Here is a 19,457-nt window from a genome sequence, read left to right on the forward strand (position 1 = left end):
TATGTCGCAATGTAGATATTATACCATCATCCACTGTAAAAATCCAGAACTGCTTTCTGATCGTGTCCACAGAATTTCACCCGGAATTTCATTGTGCACCGAATTTTTCTCCTGCATGTACCCGAAGGCACCACACTCAAACTCACTGCCTATTCCTGTCCCTGCAAACCGGCGACTGTTTTCAGATATTCATACATCACCCGCGCCCCGTCACAGATACTTGAAATTTCTGTGTGCTCAGATGGGTTATGGGAAATTCCGCCGCGGCACGGGATGAATACCATGCCGGTGTCGCAGATATCCGCAAAAGACATGGAATCATGGCCGGCACCGCTCGGCATTCTCCGGCTCGAGATCCCGAGCTTCTTTGCCGCCTGTTCCAGGCCGTCTTCCACCTCGGAGCTCATCCTGATCGGCGGGATGCTGTTGATCTTTTCCGCCACATACTCAACGCCGCGCTTTTTGCAGCTTTCCCGCACAGCGGCCTTGAAATTCCGTTCCATGCAGTTTAAGCTGTCCTGATCGATCCCGCGCATGTCCACGCCGATCTCTACACGTCCCGGGATCACATTTAAAACGTTCGGATAATTCTGGATCACGCCGACGGTCGCAACGGACTGGTACGCAGATTCCTGCTTTCCGATCTTTTCTAACTCCAGGATAATCTCCGCCGCCGCACACAGCGCGTCACTCCTCATGTCCATCGGCGTCGCTCCGGAATGTTCCGCCATTCCTCTCAAATACACCCGGTACCGGATCGGTCCCGCGACCGTGCCGACGATCCCGACCTCCGTCTGATATTCCTCGAGGACCTTTCCCTGCTCGATATGGAGTTCCAGATAACGCCCCACACCGGAGATCTGTTTCGGATGAAGGTTCAGACCGCGGCTGGCAAAGATCTGCTCCAGAGTCTCCCCGTTTTTCGCAGTCAGATGTCCGATATCCTGCTTGTAGACTTCCTTCGTGATCAGTCCGCTTCCGATCGTACAGCAGCCGAAATTGCTCGACTCCTCACAGCGGAATGCACCGACCCGCAGCGGGATCCGGAGACCGTCCTCCTTCGCCCACTTCATCACCATAAGTCCCGCGATCACACCCGCGACGCCGTCATAGCGGCCGCCGTCGATTACGGAATCGAGATGCGAACCGATCAGCGTATACCCCATCTCATCCGTATTGGCCACATAAGTATTTCCGACCTCATCCGTATGGATCGATCCGCCGAGTTCCCTGCCGAGTCCCTTGAAGACCTCATGCATCGCGTCCTCCGTCTCCGTATAGCCAAGTCTTGTCACACCTCCCTGCGGCGTGCTCCCGATCTCATAAAAACTCTGAAACAGTCTTTCACAGTACTGAATATCCTTGGGTTTATGCTTCATATGCGCTTCCTCCTGCGTATGCTCATGTTTATCGTAACTGTCCGCCTGTTCTCCTTCAGGAAACAGATTTCCAGTATGCTTTTTCTGATAATATCATTATAAACGCAAAATACTCAGAATCATATGTGTATTACGACAAAAAAAGAGGATTGTTTTTGGCGTTACAGACAAACAACTCCTTCCACCCGGATCACGGTTTTCCGTTTTTCATTTTCAGGGAATCGAAGTCATGTAAACCAAGAAAGAACCCTGCATTCTATACTGCTATACCCCCGCTCCCAGCTTCCACGCCAGTACCGCCATATAGATCATAAAATTGTCCTCCGGTTTCTTAAGATCCAGCCCCGTGAGCGCCTGGATCCGCCCCAGGCGGTATTTCACGGTATTCTTATGTGCATGGAGAAGTTCCGCTGCCTGATCGAGGTTTCCGGAACAGCTAAAATAAGTTGCAAGTGTATCGAGGAACTCCTGACTCTCCACAGGTTTTAAGATTTCTTCAAATGTTTTTCCCCTTCCGGATTCAAAAAACTCCTGAAGCGCACAGAATGCCCGGACTTTTTCATACTGACAGACACTCGTCTCCGGCCAGAGCTTTCTCTGGACCCGGATCGCCTGAAACGCATCGCTGTATGTATCCCGGATCCCGGTAAGACCTCTCCGGACCGATCCGGCCGCACAGACGATCCGGTCCGCCCCGGCATCCCAGAGTTCCCGGATCTTCTCCTCCGTAAACAGATCCGCAAGGACCGTCCTGACCTTGTCCTCCGTCTCTCCCTCTGCCAGGAGAAGATATCCCTTCTTTAACGGGATCCGGATACACTCCGTGATCTCCGTTCTCTCCCTAAAGAGTCCAAGAACCGCTCTGGCAAGAAAACGGATCCCCTTCCAATCCTGCTCGTCCGGCACGACCATCTTCCTAAAATTGATCACGACCGCCGCAAACCAGTCATGCTCCACATCCATCCCAAAAAGTCTCCCGCGCTCCGCCATCAGGACCCTGTCACTGTAATTCTCGTATAGAATATCCTTCACATATTTCTCCAGGATCGCCGAATTTCCTTCCTCCTCAAAGATCAGGTTCATCACGTTCACGATAATATCAATATAAGGAAGAGCTTCCGGCAACTCCAGGATCGGCAGCCCCACTTCATCCGCCTCTTCCCGCACACGATCTGAGATACACGCCACATACGGCCCCGTCTTCACCGCGATACAACAGCAAATGTCCGCGACCTCCCGGATCAGCGCACACTGCTCCTCCTCACTCTTCCTCACAGAATAAAAACTCGTGATCAGAAAATCATTCCCCTTCAACCACTGCCTGATCTCCGGAACCTCCATCACCGTCACATGCTCCACTTTCCCAGAAAGCCCCGCTTCCCCTGCAAGGACACGCACTCCCCGCATGACCGGAAGCTTCAAAACATCACTCACCTTCGCCATAAACGATCCTGTCTCCTCCTGTCAGTCATCCCACACCATATCCATACGATAGACTCCCCACATACAGCATCCCCTCCATGAGCCATCCATCTTCCTCCGCTCCGGCAACACTGACCAGTGTTCTCATAATGTATGATTATAACGTGTATTCGCAAAAGATTCCATGTATTTTTACATGCCGCCATCACTCTTTATCCCCTGGAGAAGAAACATCCTTTACTGTGCAAAATCATCTATCATACCTCCTCATCTCCCCACATTCCAAACATCCGCGCCTTTTTGCCCTTCCAGGGCAAAAACAGCCCACCCATGCCAATACACAGCGGCGGGGAGACTCCGGGCACGGACCGCCTGATTCCGGAATCCACCAAGCGTCCGCGCCCGGAGTCTCCCCGCCGCGTACCCCCCTATTCCTTCATCCCCGGCCGAAACACGATCGCCCCCAGATACCCAAACACCAGCGCCCCGCTGATCCCGACCGCACTCGCCGTAAATCCTCCCTTAAAGACTCCCAGCACACCATCCTCGCTCATCGCCTTCACAACGCCTTTCCACAGCGTATTCCCAAACCCTAAAAGCGGAACCGTCGCTCCGGCCCCCGCCCACTCTGCAAACGGCTCATAAACGCCAAGGAATCCCAGAACACTCCCGCTGACCACCAGCAACACCATGATTCTCCCCGGCATCATCTTTGTCTTTTCCATCAGGATCTGCACCAGCATGCAGATCAATCCACCGACCACAAACGCTTTTATATATTCCATAGTGGCACCTTCTCCTGATATAATTCTCTAATATAAAAATCTCCAGCAGTTATTTTCAACCTCATAGCTACTACTGCGCGCAGTGAACACTACCTTCAGCCGCACAGCCACCGGCACAAGCTACGACACCTCCAGCACCACCGCATGCGCGATCCCCGGCACACTCTTCCCCTCATTAAAACTCACCGTCGAAAGCAGCGCTCCCGTAGGCAGAAACAGCACCCGCTTCCACTCCCCGCTCCGGATCTTCGGCAGAATATATCCGCACAATACCGCAGCCGAACACCCGCAGCCGCTTCCTCCGGCGTGGGTATCCTGCTCCTCCGGTGAAAACATCTCAATCCCGCAGTCCATATATCGGCTCTCGATCCGGTATCCCGCCTGCATGAGATAATCGAGAAGAAGTCTCCTTCCGACAGTCCCGAGATCACCGGTGATGATCTGATCATAATGCGTCTCATCCACCCCGAGATCCCGGAAATTCCTGACGATCGTATCGAGCGCCGCCATCGCCATCGCCGCGCCCATGTTCATGGAATCATGAAAATCCATGTCCACGATCTTTCCGGTCGTCACCGCCGTGATCTTCGCAAGCGGCGGCTCCTCTCCCCGATAACTCCCGGAAGATAGGATCACCGCACCGCAGCCTGTCACCGTCCATGTCGCCGAATACGGCCGCTGATTCCCATACTCCAACGGAAACCGGAACTGCTTTTCCGCCGAGGCAAAATGGCTGGACGCGCTCACGAGCACATGGTCTGCGAATCCGCCCTCCACGCACATGGCACCCAGCCCCAGTCCTTCTCCCATCGTGGAACAGGCCCCGTAAAGTCCGAACATCGGGATCTCCAGATTCACATTCCCGAACGACGTCGCAATGAGCTGAGCCAGAAGATCGCCCGCAAACGAGTACCGGATCTCCTCCCTGGAAAGCCCGCTCTTTTCGATCACAAGCCCCGCAGTCCTGCTCTGAAGCTCGCTCTCCGCCTCCTCCCACGTTTTCTTCCCCAGCATGGGATCCAGCTCCACCCGGTCAAAACATGTCCCCAACGGCCCGTCCCCCTCCTTCTTTCCCACGGTTGAAGCTGCGGCGGTAATCACTGGCGGAGTTTCAAATACAATGCTCGCCCGACCCCGCTGTTTTTTTCCTTCTCCTGTTTTTCCTTTCATTTCATTCCTGCTCCTGTCTTTTATTTCTCAGCGGATATTTGCAATCCGCTTTCGCTGCCTGCTCATAGCCAAACAACCGTTCCGCAACTTCTCCCATATGATCTGCTGCTCCGGTTTTCCCGTTGCCATTCATGGTCAAGAAGTTTCCGTACACTGTGACAGCATGCAAATGTTTGATACCGATATCTTCCCCAAAATGAAAAAAAAGATGCGGAAATCCAGCACTCTCTGAATTTCAGCATCTTTTTCATTTCCATATTTTATTTCCATATCTGCGTTTCGCGCGTTACGATCAGCCCTCAAACGGCTTTACATCTTTGACTGCTTCCTTCGGAATGATCTCATGGTCCTCATCATCGATATCGATGAGTTTATACTTGTCGTTGCCCATGTGGAGTTCCTTCATATAGGAAAGCTGGCGAAGACCATGGCGGGTCTCCATGCGCTCTACGAGATCTTTATGCTGATCTTCCTTTAATGCGTACACAAGGTCCACGGAAGCCTGATCCGCGGCAAGGATATCGCGGGACGCAACAATTCCGATGTTCGGTGTTACGACCGGAGCAGCCGCACATCCTTCACAGTCACAAGATACGGACATGTTGCGGAGAACATTCACGAATGTGATGTGTTCACCGAAATGGTCCACAACTGATTTCGTGGATTCCGCGATGCGCTCCATAAGCTCTTCCATGCTGATGCTCCACATATTGTCGGAACCCTCTACTGTATGGATCATTCCCTTTCCGATCCGTCCGTCCGCACAGCCGATCCCGATATTCTTATTGGAACCGCCGAAACCGCCCATCGTGTGACCTTTAAAGTGAGTCAGGACAACCAGGGAATCATAATCTGCAAGATCTTTTCCCACAGACATCTCGGTAAACCATTTTCCGCCCTTTACCGGGAACATCGTCGCTCCGTTCTCATCCAGGATATCCACCGGGCAGAATGTCCAGCCATTGACCTTTAAAGTCTCTCTGTGCTGTTCTGTCGTATAGCGGTCTCCCTCATAATATGTATTCGTCTCCACGATCGCTGCATCCGGAAGATCCTTCTCGACCAGTTCCTTCACCCATGTATGCGGGATGATATTCGGACCGTTCTTCTCGCCTGTGTGGAGCTTGATCCCAATCTTTCCCTCGATCTTCTCATTGACGCGCTCGTAGATCTTTCTCAGACCTTCCGGGGAGAGATCTCTTGTAAAGTATACAACAGACTCCTCCCCCGTTCTCTCTTCATATGGAATATAATGTTCTCCGCCGGTTCCCGGTAAAATTTTCTGTGCCACAATGTCCTCCTTTTTGTGATAAAAAGTTTGCGGCTGTTCTTTTACACAGCCGCATAAGTTCATTTTCTGATATGATTATAAAACTTAAACTTAGGTTTAAGTCAAGGACTTTTTAGCTAAAATATTGTAAAATACAAAAGCATACGAAGAGACCGTTCGACTGTATAAGATCCGAATTTTCCTAGAATCTCCAGAAAAATTTCACCATTCCGAGTACCCAGCTCGCAAAGACCCCATAGAGGATCACCGGTCCGGCGATCGTAAAGATCTTGCAGCCGATCCCGAAGACATGGCCCTCCGCCTTATATTCGATTGCCGGCGAAACCACCGAATTTGCAAAACCGGTGATCGGAACGAGCGCTCCGGCACCGCCGAATTTTACGATTTTCTGGTATATATGGGTTCCCGTGAGGATCACGCTGAGTCCGATGAGACTTAAGGTTGTCCATGATGCAGCGCTCTCTTTTTCGATACCGAAAGACATATAGACAGAAATCAGAATCTGCCCCAGCATGCAGATCAGTCCGCCGACCAGGAATGCGCGCCAGAGATTTTTCCAGGTGTTGTGGACCGGCGTCACCTGCTTTACATAGTTTCCGTATTCTTTTTTGTCGATCTCCATAAGTTTCACCTCATAATTTTCAACTCAGACACACATACACTCCGGCGCAGAATTTCAACCGGCACAGACTGACAGGCACTTTGCAGGATTTCTCTGCAGCCATGGGCTTTTTGCTGCCCGAAAGCAGCTTTTCATTATCCGAAATCTCTTATAAAATACACTGCTGCCCCAAACGCTTTCCCCGCTGCCACAGCCAGGATCACATACTGAAGTCCCACCGCAAGCTGGATCCGTCTGTTTAAAACAGGAAGCGCCTTTAACGTCTCCGCAAGTGACATCACGAGACAACCGACAAAGATCCCCACAGACATGCCGCATATTACAAGCACGATTCTCCCAGGAAACGGAAACGGTACACGGTAGAGATCCGCCAGATTTCCCCATACTCCCCCGAGGATCAGCAGTGTCTCATAGAGCAGCACATGTTCTGCCGTGTGCGTCACACCGATGAGCCGCGGAAAAACACCGATGATCGCAAGAAAGGCAAAGATTCCGGCCGCGATGACAGCACCCGCTCCGAGACCCGCAAACGCCAGGAGTCCAAGTCTAAGATACATCGATCCCCGACTCCTTTCTCCCGCCGTTTTTGATCAGCGTCTTATTCAGGTTTTCCTCGTACAGGCGCATCTCCACCTCGATCGGAGTCGGATCCACCGTGATCTTCCAGGATGCAAAATGATTGAAAAACAGCAGGATTCCCACTGCAAGTCCTACGGAGTAAGATGCCTCGAGGATCGTCGGCCCGTCCGCCCGTGTCCCAATGACCATCTCGTAGAGCTTCGCGAATACATCCGTCACATTGGCGTCATTGTTGAAGGTCATGATCGCAAATGCTGCCCCGAAAAAAGCCACCGCAGAGACAAGTCCCGTCTTCATCCACTCCCAGAGGCGGCTTTTCCTCCTTTTCGCCCGGTATGTGACAACAAAATCTGTTTCTCCGAGATTGTCCACCTGGATATTCTGCCCGGTCTTCTCGATCTTTTCCACAAGATCCATGACGTTTCCGACATAGGCCGCCTCCTTTCCCTTTCCGGAAAATGAGGTGACCTTCACGGCTTTCGCCTTCGCCTCCGCAGCCCTGTCGCTGCTGTGGACATCTGCGATCATCCCCAGATACACTTCCGTCGCATAAACCTCTTTCACCTGAGGGATCTTTAAGTAGACAGTCGTACTGCTCATGCCTTCCACGGCTTTCTTTCCACGTCCTCAAGTGTCTTTAAGATCCCTGTGACACTTCCTTTCCGGACTGGAGCTTCCGCCCCCGGAACCATCACAAACGTCCCGGACTGCTCCGCATGTTTCGCCGGAACCGCCACAAGAAAATACCAGAACACAAATACCAGAACCGCCAGCGCCAGCACCGCAAAAATAATCTCCACATAGTCTTTCAACGGTTTCATTTCACATTCCACCTTTTCATCCAAACTTTTCTGTCAGGAGAAGGATGCGCAGGATGGAATGGTTTTATGCAGAGTTTTCTGAATCAATGTCATTTCAAACTGCATAGCATTCATGACCTACGCCATTGATACTTTTTTCGCAGATCTGTCATATTCTTCGCCTTTCATGCATTATTATTGCAGTACCTTGTTCATAAGCTCCTGATAACTGTCTACATGATCATAGGTCACAAGGCCATCCGACAATTTTGCAAAAAGTTTTTTTGCGCAGTCGATTTTGGATTTCTCAATTGGACGCAGATTTAGGCTTTCCATCGTGCCTTTTGTCTCAGCCACAAAATAGATATGCTTCACCTTGCCCTCATGGAACACAATTGCCCAGTCAGGGGAATAATGTCCCACAGGAGTCGGAATGAAGAAACCTTTCGGAAGTTTTGCGTAGATAAATACTTCCTCTGAGCCGTCCAGACTCTCCGCAAACTTACGCTCGACGCTCTTTTCTGCGATGCCATCGGTGAAAACATAATCCTGAATCGCCTTTTGCGCTTTATAGGCCTTGTCCATTGTCAGAGCGTGCTTTTCTGCAGTGAAAATGCTGCTGTCATAGCTTCCTTCTATGGTGTCGTAGGTGATATGCTCCACGATCATTGTTGCTTTCTGTTCTTTGATCAAACGGATCGTCTTTGTGATGAACTCTTCTGGGTTGTTCTGGTACATTGCAAAGGTAGTCGGCATGATACCCTGCAAAATACGGGCTACCGTGCGGCGGGTCAACGTTGTACCCTCCGCAATTTTACCGATCAAATCATACGCCACCTGGCTGGTGTGTGCATTTTTCAGTACAGTCGTCTTGCTTTTTGCGTCATAAAAGCTGCTGCCCTCATGTATCATATCGGCATTCAATTTGTCTTTCTGTCCAGCATAGGTGACGGTATATTGCAGACGGCTGACATACAGTTCACTGTCGATGTGCGCAATCGACTTCTGAATCAGCTCTTCAGAATCAAAATCCACCGTATAGGCGTATTTGTGATTGATGGTCTGCCAGAGTTTCTGGAACTCCGCTTTTTCAAATCGGTCATTCAGAGGATTCTCCAGCACTTTCGGCTTGTTGCCATCCTCAAACATGGATTTAAGCATACTGTCATCGTAAATTGCCTGAACCAGCGTATGTACGCCCTCTTCGATAGGCTTCAGCGTCTCCGGCACAGGTGCCAGTGTTCCGGCCTGCACATCGTCCCGATAATCCTGCGTAACATTATCCTGCTCATCCACATAGTTGTTGCGGACAAGATACTGATAGATAGCCCGTGCCTGACGGTCATCCACCTTGACCGTTTTGCCATCAAGCTTGATGCTCTTTCCAACAAAGTAGTCAATGTCAGCTTTGCGGGGACGGTCATACAACACGGCTTCGGTCTGCTTTTGCAGCCCATCCACAAAGCCTGCATAGCTCTCGCTTGCAATAACAGTCAGGACATTGATATCCTGCACCTTATCGCCCAGCACTTCCGCATCCATGCGGTTTCCGTCCTTATTCACGCACAGGCGCAGTCCACGGCCAACCTCCTGCCGCTTCTGCGTGGTGCTGTCACTGTGTTTCAGAGTGCAAATCTGGAACACATTCGGATTGTCCCAGCCCTCCCGCAGGGCAGAGTGGGAGAAGATGAAACGAGTCGGCTCTTCAAAGGACAGCAGCCGTTCTTTATTTTTCAAAATCAGATCGTAGGCCGAAATATCATCGGACATATCGGTTCCACGCTTGACCGAGCTGTTGACGCTGCGTCCTTTCTTGTCGATGCTGAAATAGCCCTTATGCACATCATGTACATCGGTGGCGTCCAGATAGGCCGTATACTCCGGGTCAAGAATAGAACGATATTCGTTCATAACAGCCATGTATTCCTGCTCAAAAATCTTGCCATACTCGCCCAGAAGCTCATTACCGTCTTCATCGTACTGGCGATATTTTGCCACTTCGTCAATGAAGAACAGCGAAAGAGTCTTGATACCCATTTTGAACAGTTCCTGCTCTTTTTCAAAGTGGGAAATAATCGTCTCCCAGATCTGCACCCGGCGCATATCATCCTCAGAGACATCGCCGGTCACATCACCCTTGCGGATGGTATCGCCATTGGTAAATGTCACAACGCCGGTGATCGGGTCAATTTCAGAAACGACAAAGCCCTTATACTGCTCCATCTCGCCGGAGATATAGTAGAGATTATCACTCACATCCAGTGTGCGGAATTCCCGCTTTGTGCCGCTCTGGTGTTTGACCTCCAACTCCACCTTTGCCCTTGGCGGATTCTTGGGGGAGATCATGATGCTTTCCAGATACAGATATTTGTCTGTACCACGCAGGTTCTTGACCTCAAAGCCCTTGACCTCGATTTTCTTGACAAGCCGCTTGTTGTAAGCATCCAGCGCATCCAGCACATAAATCAGGTTGTGCTGCTTGGCATGGGTAGCGGAGTAGTTCAGTGCGAACAGAGGATTGAATTTCTTCAACGCTTTCTGGGTGGCAGAATCTTCTTTTCCCATCTTCTGCGGCTCGTCCAGAATCAGAATCGGACGGTTGGCAGCAATCACATCAATCGGGCGGCGGGAGCCGAACTCATCCCGCTTGGTATAGATAATTCTTGCCGCAGCATCACCCTTGCGGCCTTCCACGTTCTTGTCCTCGTTCATGGAAGCGGCAAATGCCTGGGTATTGATAATCATGACGTTGATGCCGGAGTTGCTGGAGAACGAATCCAACTGGTTCAGGTTGCTGCTGTTGTAGATAAAGAACCGTGCTTTTTTGCCATAGCATTCCATAAAGTGATCGGCGGTGATCTCAAAAGATTTTTTTACGCCCTCACGGATGGCAATGCTCGGCACAACAACGATAAACTTACTCCATCCATATCGCTTGTTCAGCTCAAACATGGTTTTGATGTAAACATAGGTCTTGCCGGTACCGGTCTCCATCTCAATATCAAGAGAACATCTGCCGAGCGGTGCCACCAGCTTGTCCGACTGATGAATATTGCTTTCTGCCTGCAATGCACGGATATTCTGTACCAAGTCCGCATCGGTCAGTTGCAGGGCTTCATTTTTGAAGCCGGAATCGTTGATCAAATCCTGCAATTCCAACTGTGCAGCGTCCTCGTCCATCGGTACAAGGCTCAACTGCTGGGGCTTTGCAGACAGGCTGCCCATATCACGCAGATAGGACACGCCCGCACTGTAAGGCTGCCCCTGAAAGACACGAGCCACGGCATCCACGGCATCGGTCTGGTATTGCTGAATCTTAAAACTAAACTTCATCTTTGTGGTTCACCTCCTGCTCCAGCATCAGGAAACGGTCAAAATCGCTCTCATACAGGCGATCCTGAATGATACGGTACTTTTCATATTCCGTTTCTGCATGGAGTTTTGCCTGTTCTGCGCTGATTTTGCCCGGCCCGGTAAGCAGCTCGTTACCGTTGAACTCCAGAAAACCGTCCAGCCGCTTCGCCCAGTCCTCCATGCTCATGGGGATTTTGCGCTCGGCCTGCAACTCGGCATAATCCAGATAGAGCGACACAATGCGCTCCAGATAATTCATTTCTTCTTTGCTCAGATAATTCTTCGCAATCGACACATCTGCTTTCAGAATTTTCCCATCCGGGGCATTCTCCCATGTGGTCAGCCCCATATGTTCCTTGTTGGCATCCGCACGTTCTACGATCAGCTCCGCCGCCGTGTGGCGGTGGACGGCATAGTGCATCTTGTTCTGCACCGTCTGGAAGAACAGGCGGGTCGTCTTTGCGTTTTTGTCGTAATCAAACGCAGTGGCGTACAAATCCGTCACTTTCTGATAGAATTTGCGTTCAGACAGACGAATCTCCCGAATCTGCTGCAACTGCCGCTCGAAATACTCATCGGTGAACATATGACCCTTTTTCAGGCGGTCAACATCCATCGTCCAGCCCTGAATGGTGTGGTCTTTGACGATCTGCCCCGCCCACTTGCGGAACTGCACAGCCCGCTGGTTGTTCACCTTGAAACCAACGGCAATGATTGCCTGCAAGCTATAATGGTTCGTATTATAGTTTTTCCCGTCTGCGGCAGTTATTAAGTATTTCTTAACAACTGCTTCCTCCCGCAGCTCTCCATCCTCAAAAATCCGCTTCAGATGCTGATTGATTGCCGCAACCGAAACATCATACAGTGCCGCCATCATCTTCTGCGTCAGCCAGATGTTCTCATCCTCGTAACGCATTTCAAAGCTGGCATCACTTTCGCCGGTAGAGGCAACAAAGGTCAGGTATTCTGCTGCGGAGCTACGAATGGCAAGTTCCTTTTTCTTCTTATCGTCCATATCACAGCACCTTCCTTACAGTATCAGGGCTGTACGTCTCGAAAATCTGCTCAAAGTTTGTGGCAACGCTGTCGTTTGCCATACTGCTGTCACAGAACACGGCATAGTAAGGTTTCATCTGTGCAATGGCCTTGACGGTTTCCTCGGTCACATTATGGTCGAAGCAGGCCAGCAGGAAACCGTCTGCCACGTTGAACACCTTTTTGCCTGCGATCTCTTTTACTTCGATCGGGCTGGACAACAGCACGCCCAAATCCAGCATCACTTGGAACAGCAAATCCTCCGGGGTGCGGTCTTCCTTCACGTTGTCCACCAGAGAGAACAGATCCTGCTGACCGACTTCATCCGGAGTGTAGTATACAGGCTTCATATTGCTTTCGTCCAGACGCAGGCAGCGGAAACCAATATCCAGATCCGCCGGAGCCGTCAGGCCGGCATCCTCTTTGATTTTCTTGCCCGCCCGGCGAATACGCTCCTTGCCGATTTCGCAGATGTTCTTATAGCCAGCCTTGTATGCTTCGCTCTTTTCATCCGTCTTTTCCGGCAACTGCACCATAATAAATTTACGATTGCCCCCATCTTCAGCATTTAACCTTATAACGGCATGAGCAGTAGTAGCAGAGCCCGAAAAGAAATCCATTACAATTATATCCTTATCGGCATTTAATATTTTAATCAAATATTTTATTAGGCTGCTTGGTTTAGGAAACGAAAATGGAATATCTAGTTTTTTAAGTTCTTCGCTTCCGTTTCGATTCAGAAAGCCTTCTAAGAGATCTCTGGGAATATTCCCTTTCTCCTTTTTATCATTCAAGTAACTTTTGGTATAAATATTCCATTTTGCTCTCTCTCCATTTTGATTCAATAATGGAGATGTTTTTGTTTGCTTAAATGACAACAAATCCTTTTTTGCTAGGTATTGTTTCTGTTCCCATCTCCAAACACCATCACCATCATGCGGCAACACTTTTTCACCGTCTTTTTTTATTCCTGGAATTGTCTCTCCCGGAGGAACCACTAACTCTCCATCTGGGCATTCAATAAAGTATCGCTGATTAGGACGTGTCTGCAATGTGGATAAATAGAAAGCAATATCATCACGATAGTATTCACCCTTTCGCGGTCCATCTGTTTCGATTTTCTTAAACTGTTCGTCATTCGTAACTTCATCCTGGAACGCTGGAAGAAGGACAATATTCTTGCAATAGGCAACAATATAATCCTTACTTGGCACAAAATAATTCCCTCTGAAGCTAGTTGTCTTTGCCACTCGAGTCAAACATGCAACAAAATTTGCGTTTCCCAAAACCTCATCACCAATTTTAAGCACATTTCGCAATTCACTATCGTCTATACTTATAAATATAACCCCATCATCACTCAAAAAATCCTTTGCTAACCGCAGTCGTGGATATAACATATTCAACCAATCTGTATGAAAACGACCATTGCTCTCCGTATTGGTCACAAGCCGGTTGCCTTCTTCGTCATACTGACCGCTGTTTCCCATATATTCGTCAGCACTCTGGGCAAAGTCGTCCTCATAGACAAAATCGTTGCCGGTGTTGTAGGGCGGATCAATATAAATCATCTTGACCTTGCCAAGATAGGTTTCCTGCAAGAGTTTCAGCACTTCCAGATTATCGCCCTCGATATAAAGGTTCTCGCTGTCAAAGCCACCGGGCGTGCCATCTTTGCCAACACTGTCCGTCACAACCGGACGCAGTGTTGCCGTGATGGGCGCATTGGCCGCCAGCATGGCTTTTTTCTTGTCCGGCCAGGTAAACTGATAGCGTTCCTCTCGGCCTTCCACGATGGAATCCGAAAGTTCCTGCCGCAGAACGTCAAAATCAATGGCGTGTTCCACCTTGCCGTCACGCATCACTTCGGTGATGGCATTGGGGAACAGCTTGCCGATCAGCTCTATATTTCTCTCCACGCCGTCAAGGCTGTGCATTTTCAGTTTGTCCATTTGATTGTTCCTCCGTTTCCTGTTTTGGCTCCAAGTGTATGATAAAATCCGCTATTGAGATCGCATTCAGTGAGGCTTTTTTGTTTGGATATTTTTTATATTTGCTGTGAGAAACACCATTCCGGTTGGGGATTCCCTCAACAACCTCATCCACCGTATTACAATCACAGACGATTAGCTTCTCGTAAAACTCTCCAAACACAGGCTTCAAATCATTTTCTTTTATCAACTCGCTAAAATCTCTGCCGGTCTTCTTTTGACTGTACCGCCCCGTAATATGCAGCTTATGATGAATCAATCCCTCCCACATGGTTGATAAACATGCTATTGATAGCGCATATTCGCCACGCAGGTGTGCTTCAAGTGCTTGCCCAAGGATTTTCTTAATGTGCGGTTCTAAATCCGAATCATTCCACGTCCGTTTAATTTCTTTGATACGTTGTGGAGTATAGTATCCAAGAATCAGTTTATCGACTCTCTTTTCTCGCCTTTTACTGGCTCCTCGACTGGTTGACAAGACATGATATATTTCTCTTGTCAACCTCAGATCAGCAGACCAACTTGCATAGGGGAACCATTTGCATTCATACAAAGCTGTCAGACAAACGTCATTTAGCTCACGGTAACGTTTTAGAAAATCGTCCCCAATGTGTAGATTTCTCAACGTATCTATCCACGGTGAAAAATCAATGCTATGAATCCATTGCAAGGCTGGCGAAGCTGCAATCTGTGCATTTACCACAGCCAAGGATGCACAAAGGCCTGTTGCCAAATTACCCGAAACAGCATCTCTATATGAATCTAATATAGCTGCGGTATTTGTATGAAATTGCTCCCATATCGAATTGTCAAGTCTGAACGGTTGGATAGATTTGTATAAGGATGCCGTTGCATTCTGCATCAGCATCGAATTCTCTCGAATCAGTTGTACTGCCGGGCTCTCTGTCATATGAGCAAGACCATTCAAGGCAGATACCGCAAGGTTGCTTGTAGGTAAACTATTTAGCAAAGGGGCAGTAAGTTGCTGTATACGAGCCTGCTGCTCTAAAATTGGTTTGCAGCTTTCCTGCAACCTATTCTGAAGCTCAATGCTTTTGCGTAACGATTCTGGAAGATTGTATGTTTCATCCATATTCAACTTATCACCGCACCTTCCAATTTTCCCTGCATATTCTTCAGCTCTTGTACTAATTCAAATTTCTTCTTTGGTTGTTTTTCTTTCCTGATTTTTACTTCCAAAGCCGCAATCTGCTTTTCCAGTTGTTCTCGCTGTTTCTGCTGCTCTACACTTTCTTTCAGAGTAGAGGATTTATCTGAACCGAGAGCCGTCCCCGCAATCTGCCGTACAAAATTCTCATACACGGCATCCAGCGAAAGCCCGTCCAGATGCACCGGAAGTTCACTTTCTTCCAGCCAATCCGTATAATAATAGCGGTCAACTTTAAAGGCCGTTTTACCCGCCGCAGCTTCCTTGTAACCGATAGCAGCCTGATACCTGCCCTCGTATTCCAGCAAAAACAAGATGTGATACGGGATTTCCCGGTCGATCTGGCGCAACACGCATTCGTCCAGTTCCGGGGCAGACAACCTCACCTCGAACACCTCAATCTCTGTCACCTGTTCGCCAGCAGCCAGATTCAGGGTGGTGGCAGCAATTTTATTGCGCCAGTAGATAATCCTGATCTGCTCCACGAACGCTTTTTTCATAGCCGGTGTCACAGCAATGTTTTCATAAAACTTCTGCTTAGGGATACGTTTGTTAAACTCCGTCGATTTTGGCAATCCCAGCACGGCATCTCACCTCCAGACAATCATTTCACAACAAGGAAGCAAATCAGTTCAAAATCATCCAGCCCGGATATGTCGCTCATTAAAGCGGATGTTCCACCGGCAGAGAACAGACTGTCAATATCGCTTTCCTCTTTCACATCAATGATGGAATTGATTGCTTCGCTCAGCAGCTCAGACATTTCCGCCATATTCCGCCCATCATCCGTTTCCCGGTTAAAGCGTTCGTATGCCTCTTTGATCGGTGTGGATTTTCCACGGCAGAGCAAGCGAATATCATCCAACATCTTTTTCGGATTCAGGTAATCGCAGATAATCTGACCGTCCACTCCGATATAAACCATGTAGAACGGATGGATGCGGTTCCGGTTATCCACGTTGACGCTGTTGTTGATATTTTTCAGCACAAAGATCACGCCATCCGGCAGTTCATCCGTGGCAGGCACCACAGCATGAAGCCCACGAGGCTTTTTGTCCATGTCTCCATTCCGTTTTATGTAGTCCAATAAGTCGAGCCGGAATTCATTCAGCCCCAAATCCATAATTGAGATTCCATCGGACATATCCTCAATATCAACCACTTCTTCCTGTAAGCGTTTGAGCTGCGCTTTGCGGTATTCCAAATCTCCCTTTTCCTCTGGATTGATCAGGTCATCATCGCCGGTAGAGGTCATAACCGTGATTTTCATGCGGGTCTCCACACGAGATTTCAGATTGATATACTCATCCAGCGTCAAGTCCGGCCAGAAGTTTACAAGCTGTATGTACTGGTTACGACTGCCGATACGGTCAACACGGCCAAACCGCTGAATAATGCGAACCGGATTCCAGTGGATATCATAGTTGATCAGATAATCGCAGTCCTGCAAGTTCTGTCCTTCCGAGATACAGTCCGTTGCAATCAACACATCAATCTCCGTGGTACTGCCAGGCATCAGAACATCCCGACCTTTGGAGATAGGGGAAAAGCAGGTCAGAACATTGTTCAGTGTTGCCTGAAATCCCTTGATCGTGGTTTTACCATCAATGGAACCGGTGATTACCGCTGTGTTCAGTCCGTATTTATCTTTGATATACTTGCTGACATGGTCATACAGATACTCGGCTGTATCAGAAAACGCCGAGAAGATCAGCACTTTCTTGTTCCCAGAATTGATCGGATTCTCAATTTTCTCAGATAGCAGTTTTAACAGTTCCTGCAATTTGACATCATGCTCCGGGGTAATATCGGCAACCATAAAGGTCAGCAGTTCCAGAACCTCTGCATCCCGCTGAAGCTCCGTGCGCCAACTCTTCCAGTCCATATCAGCAAGGTCAATTTTTACCTTTTTGCCAACGGTAAAGAAATCCGTGTTTTCATCGTCTATATCAAAGTCATCGCCGCCGGCATCGTACATATCCAAATCTGCCCGACCGTATTTCTCAAACTGGTTAATGGACTGAATCGTACCATTGATCAGCTCTTTGATTCGGGTCAATGTCAGTTGGAAAGAATGAACCGAGCTTTCCAGACGCTTCAAAAGGTTGATGCTCATCAAGCGGCGGATACCTTGCTCACGGCCTGTCTGGGTCAGGTTTTCACCCTTGTTGTGGGTCAACTCTTTATATTTCTGGAGCTTGCTGGGGAAAATGTAATTGGACGGCGCATACACACACAAGGAAAGCTGCATGAGCTGCTCATAAATCTCGTTGTAGTTGATGGCGTTGTTCAAATCCGTCAGGCAGGGACGTTTGGAAATTGACTTGAGCCGTTCGGGAAATTTTCCTATTTCGTTGGTGTCGTAATATTTTTCAATATGTTTACGGGAGCGGGCAATGGTCACGCTATCCAATAGCTCAAAAAAGTCGAAATCCAATGTGCGCAGCAGTGCATCTGTGGTTCGTTCTTCTTGGGGCAATTTACTCCAGGCATTGAACGCCTTTTGCGCCTGCTTGAAAATATCCTCCACGTTTTTGGATGTATTCAGCCGCTCATCAAGGAACTCCGAGTTCCCCTCATAGGCAAGGGCAAGCTGGTTCTTCAAATCAACAAAGCGGTTGTTGACCGGCGTTGCCGAGAGCATCAAAACTTTGGTTTTAACGCCGGAACGGATCACCTTATCCATCAGACGCTGATAACGGTTATCCTGCGTCTTGCTGTGCGTACCGATACCATTGCGGAAGTTGTGCGATTCATCAATGACTACCAGATCGTAATTGCCCCAGTTCAGGCGGTTCAGATCAAGACCATTGGACTGTCCGCCATTGCGGGAAAGGTCCGTATGGAACAAAACATCGTAGTTCAGCCTGTCCGATGCAATCGGGTTATTGACATAGTTATCCTTGTATGTATTCCAGTTTTCTGCCAGCTTTTTCGGACATAGCACCAGCACCGACTTGTTTCGATTCTCGTAATATTTTACAACTGCAAGAGCAGTGAATGTTTTACCAAGACCAACGCTATCGGCAAGAATGCAGCCGTTGTACTTTTCCAATTTGTTGATGATGGCAAGCACGGCATCCCGCTGGAAATCATAAAGCATACTCCAGATTTTGCTCTGCTTGAAACCAGTAGCCTCGTTCGGCAGTTCATCTTCAGAGATATCATCCAAAAATTCACTGAACACATGATACAGTGTCATGAAATAGATGAACTCCGGAGAATTTTCCGCATAAGCCGTACTAATGTTTTCCAAAACTACGTCCGTGACATCCTGCATCTTTTCCCGGTTATTCCAAAGACCATCAAAAAGCTGCATATATTGCTGAGAGTGCGGAGCTTCCATGCAGGTGACCATGTTGTAGCTGTTGTTTCCACGTTCACAGCCAATGTCTACTGTGGTAAAACCATTGATTGGAACATAGGTTGTCTGTATCGCGCCCGAATCCACGGTCATAAAGCCACCCATGTTTTCACCTGTAGTATTTGACTTGAATTTCGCTTTTTCCCTGATCCAATCAGCGCACTCCCTGGCGATTGCCCGCTGGTTCATTTCATTGCGCAGCTTGATTTCAAATTCTGTGCCGTATAGACTGGTTTCACGGGAAAGCCGGGGAATGTAGAACTCACGCTTCTGCTTTTCGGCTTTTTCTTTAACAAAGGTGGGCGAAGTAAAAATAAAGCGGAACTCGTCCACCAATTCCAACTGCTTTTTCAATTCTTTATACGCATACATCGAAAAGCAGGCTGCCGCTATTGACACCTTGCTGCCTCTTTTGATTTCTACCTGCAGATCATCCCGAACCGTACTGGTGATATTATCAAGTACTTTCAATTCTTTCACCTACCTTTGTTTTAGTC

The 19,457-nt window shown here is 48.8% G+C and carries 15 protein-coding genes; all 15 read right to left on the reverse strand.

Going from position 1 to position 19,457, the window contains the following annotated elements:
* Positions 1-149: 149 nt before the first annotated feature.
* The 15 genes from V2546_RS07875 to V2546_RS07945 all read right to left on the reverse strand — a co-directional run bounded on the left by V2546_RS07875 (position 150) and on the right by V2546_RS07945 (position 19,440).
* Positions 150-1,379, reverse strand: a complete 1,230-nt coding sequence (locus V2546_RS07875; RefSeq protein WP_215702816.1) for a hydantoinase/carbamoylase family amidase — start codon at positions 1,377-1,379, stop codon at positions 150-152.
* 264 nt (positions 1,380-1,643) lie between these two features.
* On the reverse strand, positions 1,644-2,822 hold the full coding sequence (locus tag V2546_RS07880; RefSeq protein ID WP_329752006.1) for a PucR family transcriptional regulator ligand-binding domain-containing protein: 1,179 nt from the start codon (positions 2,820-2,822) through the stop codon (positions 1,644-1,646).
* Positions 2,823-3,229: 407 nt separating this feature from the next.
* A complete protein-coding gene (locus V2546_RS07885) occupies positions 3,230-3,586 on the reverse strand; it encodes a SpoVA/SpoVAEb family sporulation membrane protein (RefSeq protein WP_118320933.1) in 357 nt (118 codons plus the stop codon).
* Between the two features lie 120 nt (positions 3,587-3,706).
* Entirely contained in the window at positions 3,707-4,756 is a 1,050-nt protein-coding gene (locus tag V2546_RS07890) for a stage V sporulation protein AD (protein WP_118531712.1), read from the reverse strand.
* A gap of 292 nt (positions 4,757-5,048) precedes the next feature.
* Positions 5,049-6,047 (reverse strand): DUF362 domain-containing protein, encoded by a 999-nt coding sequence (locus V2546_RS07895; RefSeq protein ID WP_329752007.1) that lies wholly within the window; start codon positions 6,045-6,047, stop codon positions 5,049-5,051.
* A gap of 181 nt (positions 6,048-6,228) precedes the next feature.
* On the reverse strand, positions 6,229-6,669 hold the full coding sequence (locus V2546_RS07900) for a SpoVA/SpoVAEb family sporulation membrane protein (protein WP_329752008.1): 441 nt from the start codon (positions 6,667-6,669) through the stop codon (positions 6,229-6,231).
* A 134-nt stretch (positions 6,670-6,803) separates the two neighbouring features.
* Positions 6,804-7,226, reverse strand: coding sequence for a stage V sporulation protein AB (locus V2546_RS07905; RefSeq protein ID WP_329752009.1), 423 nt, complete (start codon positions 7,224-7,226; stop codon positions 6,804-6,806).
* Positions 7,216-7,848: a stage V sporulation protein AA gene (locus V2546_RS07910; RefSeq protein ID WP_329752010.1), complete on the reverse strand. Its 633-nt coding sequence runs from the start codon at positions 7,846-7,848 to the stop codon at positions 7,216-7,218. Before V2546_RS07910 ends, V2546_RS07905 begins: the two co-directional genes overlap by 11 nt.
* Complete coding sequence (locus tag V2546_RS07915) at positions 7,845-8,069, reverse strand: hypothetical protein (RefSeq protein WP_118531721.1); 225 nt, start codon at positions 8,067-8,069, stop codon at positions 7,845-7,847. The genes V2546_RS07910 and V2546_RS07915 overlap by 4 nt, the downstream gene beginning before the upstream one ends.
* Positions 8,070-8,243: 174 nt before the next feature.
* A complete protein-coding gene (locus tag V2546_RS07920; protein WP_329752011.1) occupies positions 8,244-11,381 on the reverse strand; it encodes a restriction endonuclease in 3,138 nt (1,045 codons plus the stop codon).
* Positions 11,371-12,417: a virulence RhuM family protein gene (locus V2546_RS07925; protein ID WP_329752012.1), complete on the reverse strand. Its 1,047-nt coding sequence runs from the start codon at positions 12,415-12,417 to the stop codon at positions 11,371-11,373. Before V2546_RS07925 ends, V2546_RS07920 begins: the two co-directional genes overlap by 11 nt.
* A gap of 1 nt (position 12,418) precedes the next feature.
* On the reverse strand, positions 12,419-14,389 hold the full coding sequence (locus V2546_RS07930) for a site-specific DNA-methyltransferase (RefSeq protein ID WP_329752013.1): 1,971 nt from the start codon (positions 14,387-14,389) through the stop codon (positions 12,419-12,421).
* The gene (locus V2546_RS07935) at positions 14,361-15,521 is read right to left on the reverse strand and encodes a hypothetical protein (protein ID WP_329752014.1); all 1,161 of its coding nucleotides are present in this window, start codon (positions 15,519-15,521) and stop codon (positions 14,361-14,363) included. Before V2546_RS07935 ends, V2546_RS07930 begins: the two co-directional genes overlap by 29 nt.
* A 2-nt stretch (positions 15,522-15,523) precedes the next feature.
* Positions 15,524-16,180 (reverse strand): DUF4391 domain-containing protein, encoded by a 657-nt coding sequence (locus V2546_RS07940; protein ID WP_329752015.1) that lies wholly within the window; start codon positions 16,178-16,180, stop codon positions 15,524-15,526.
* 20 nt (positions 16,181-16,200) lie between these two features.
* Complete coding sequence (locus tag V2546_RS07945; protein WP_486463577.1) at positions 16,201-19,440, reverse strand: helicase-related protein; 3,240 nt, start codon at positions 19,438-19,440, stop codon at positions 16,201-16,203.
* Positions 19,441-19,457 lie beyond the last annotated feature (17 nt).

This window comes from Clostridium sp. CM74B_53, from assembly GCF_036318045.1.
GTDB lineage: Bacteria > Bacillota > Clostridia > Lachnospirales > Lachnospiraceae > Pilosibacter.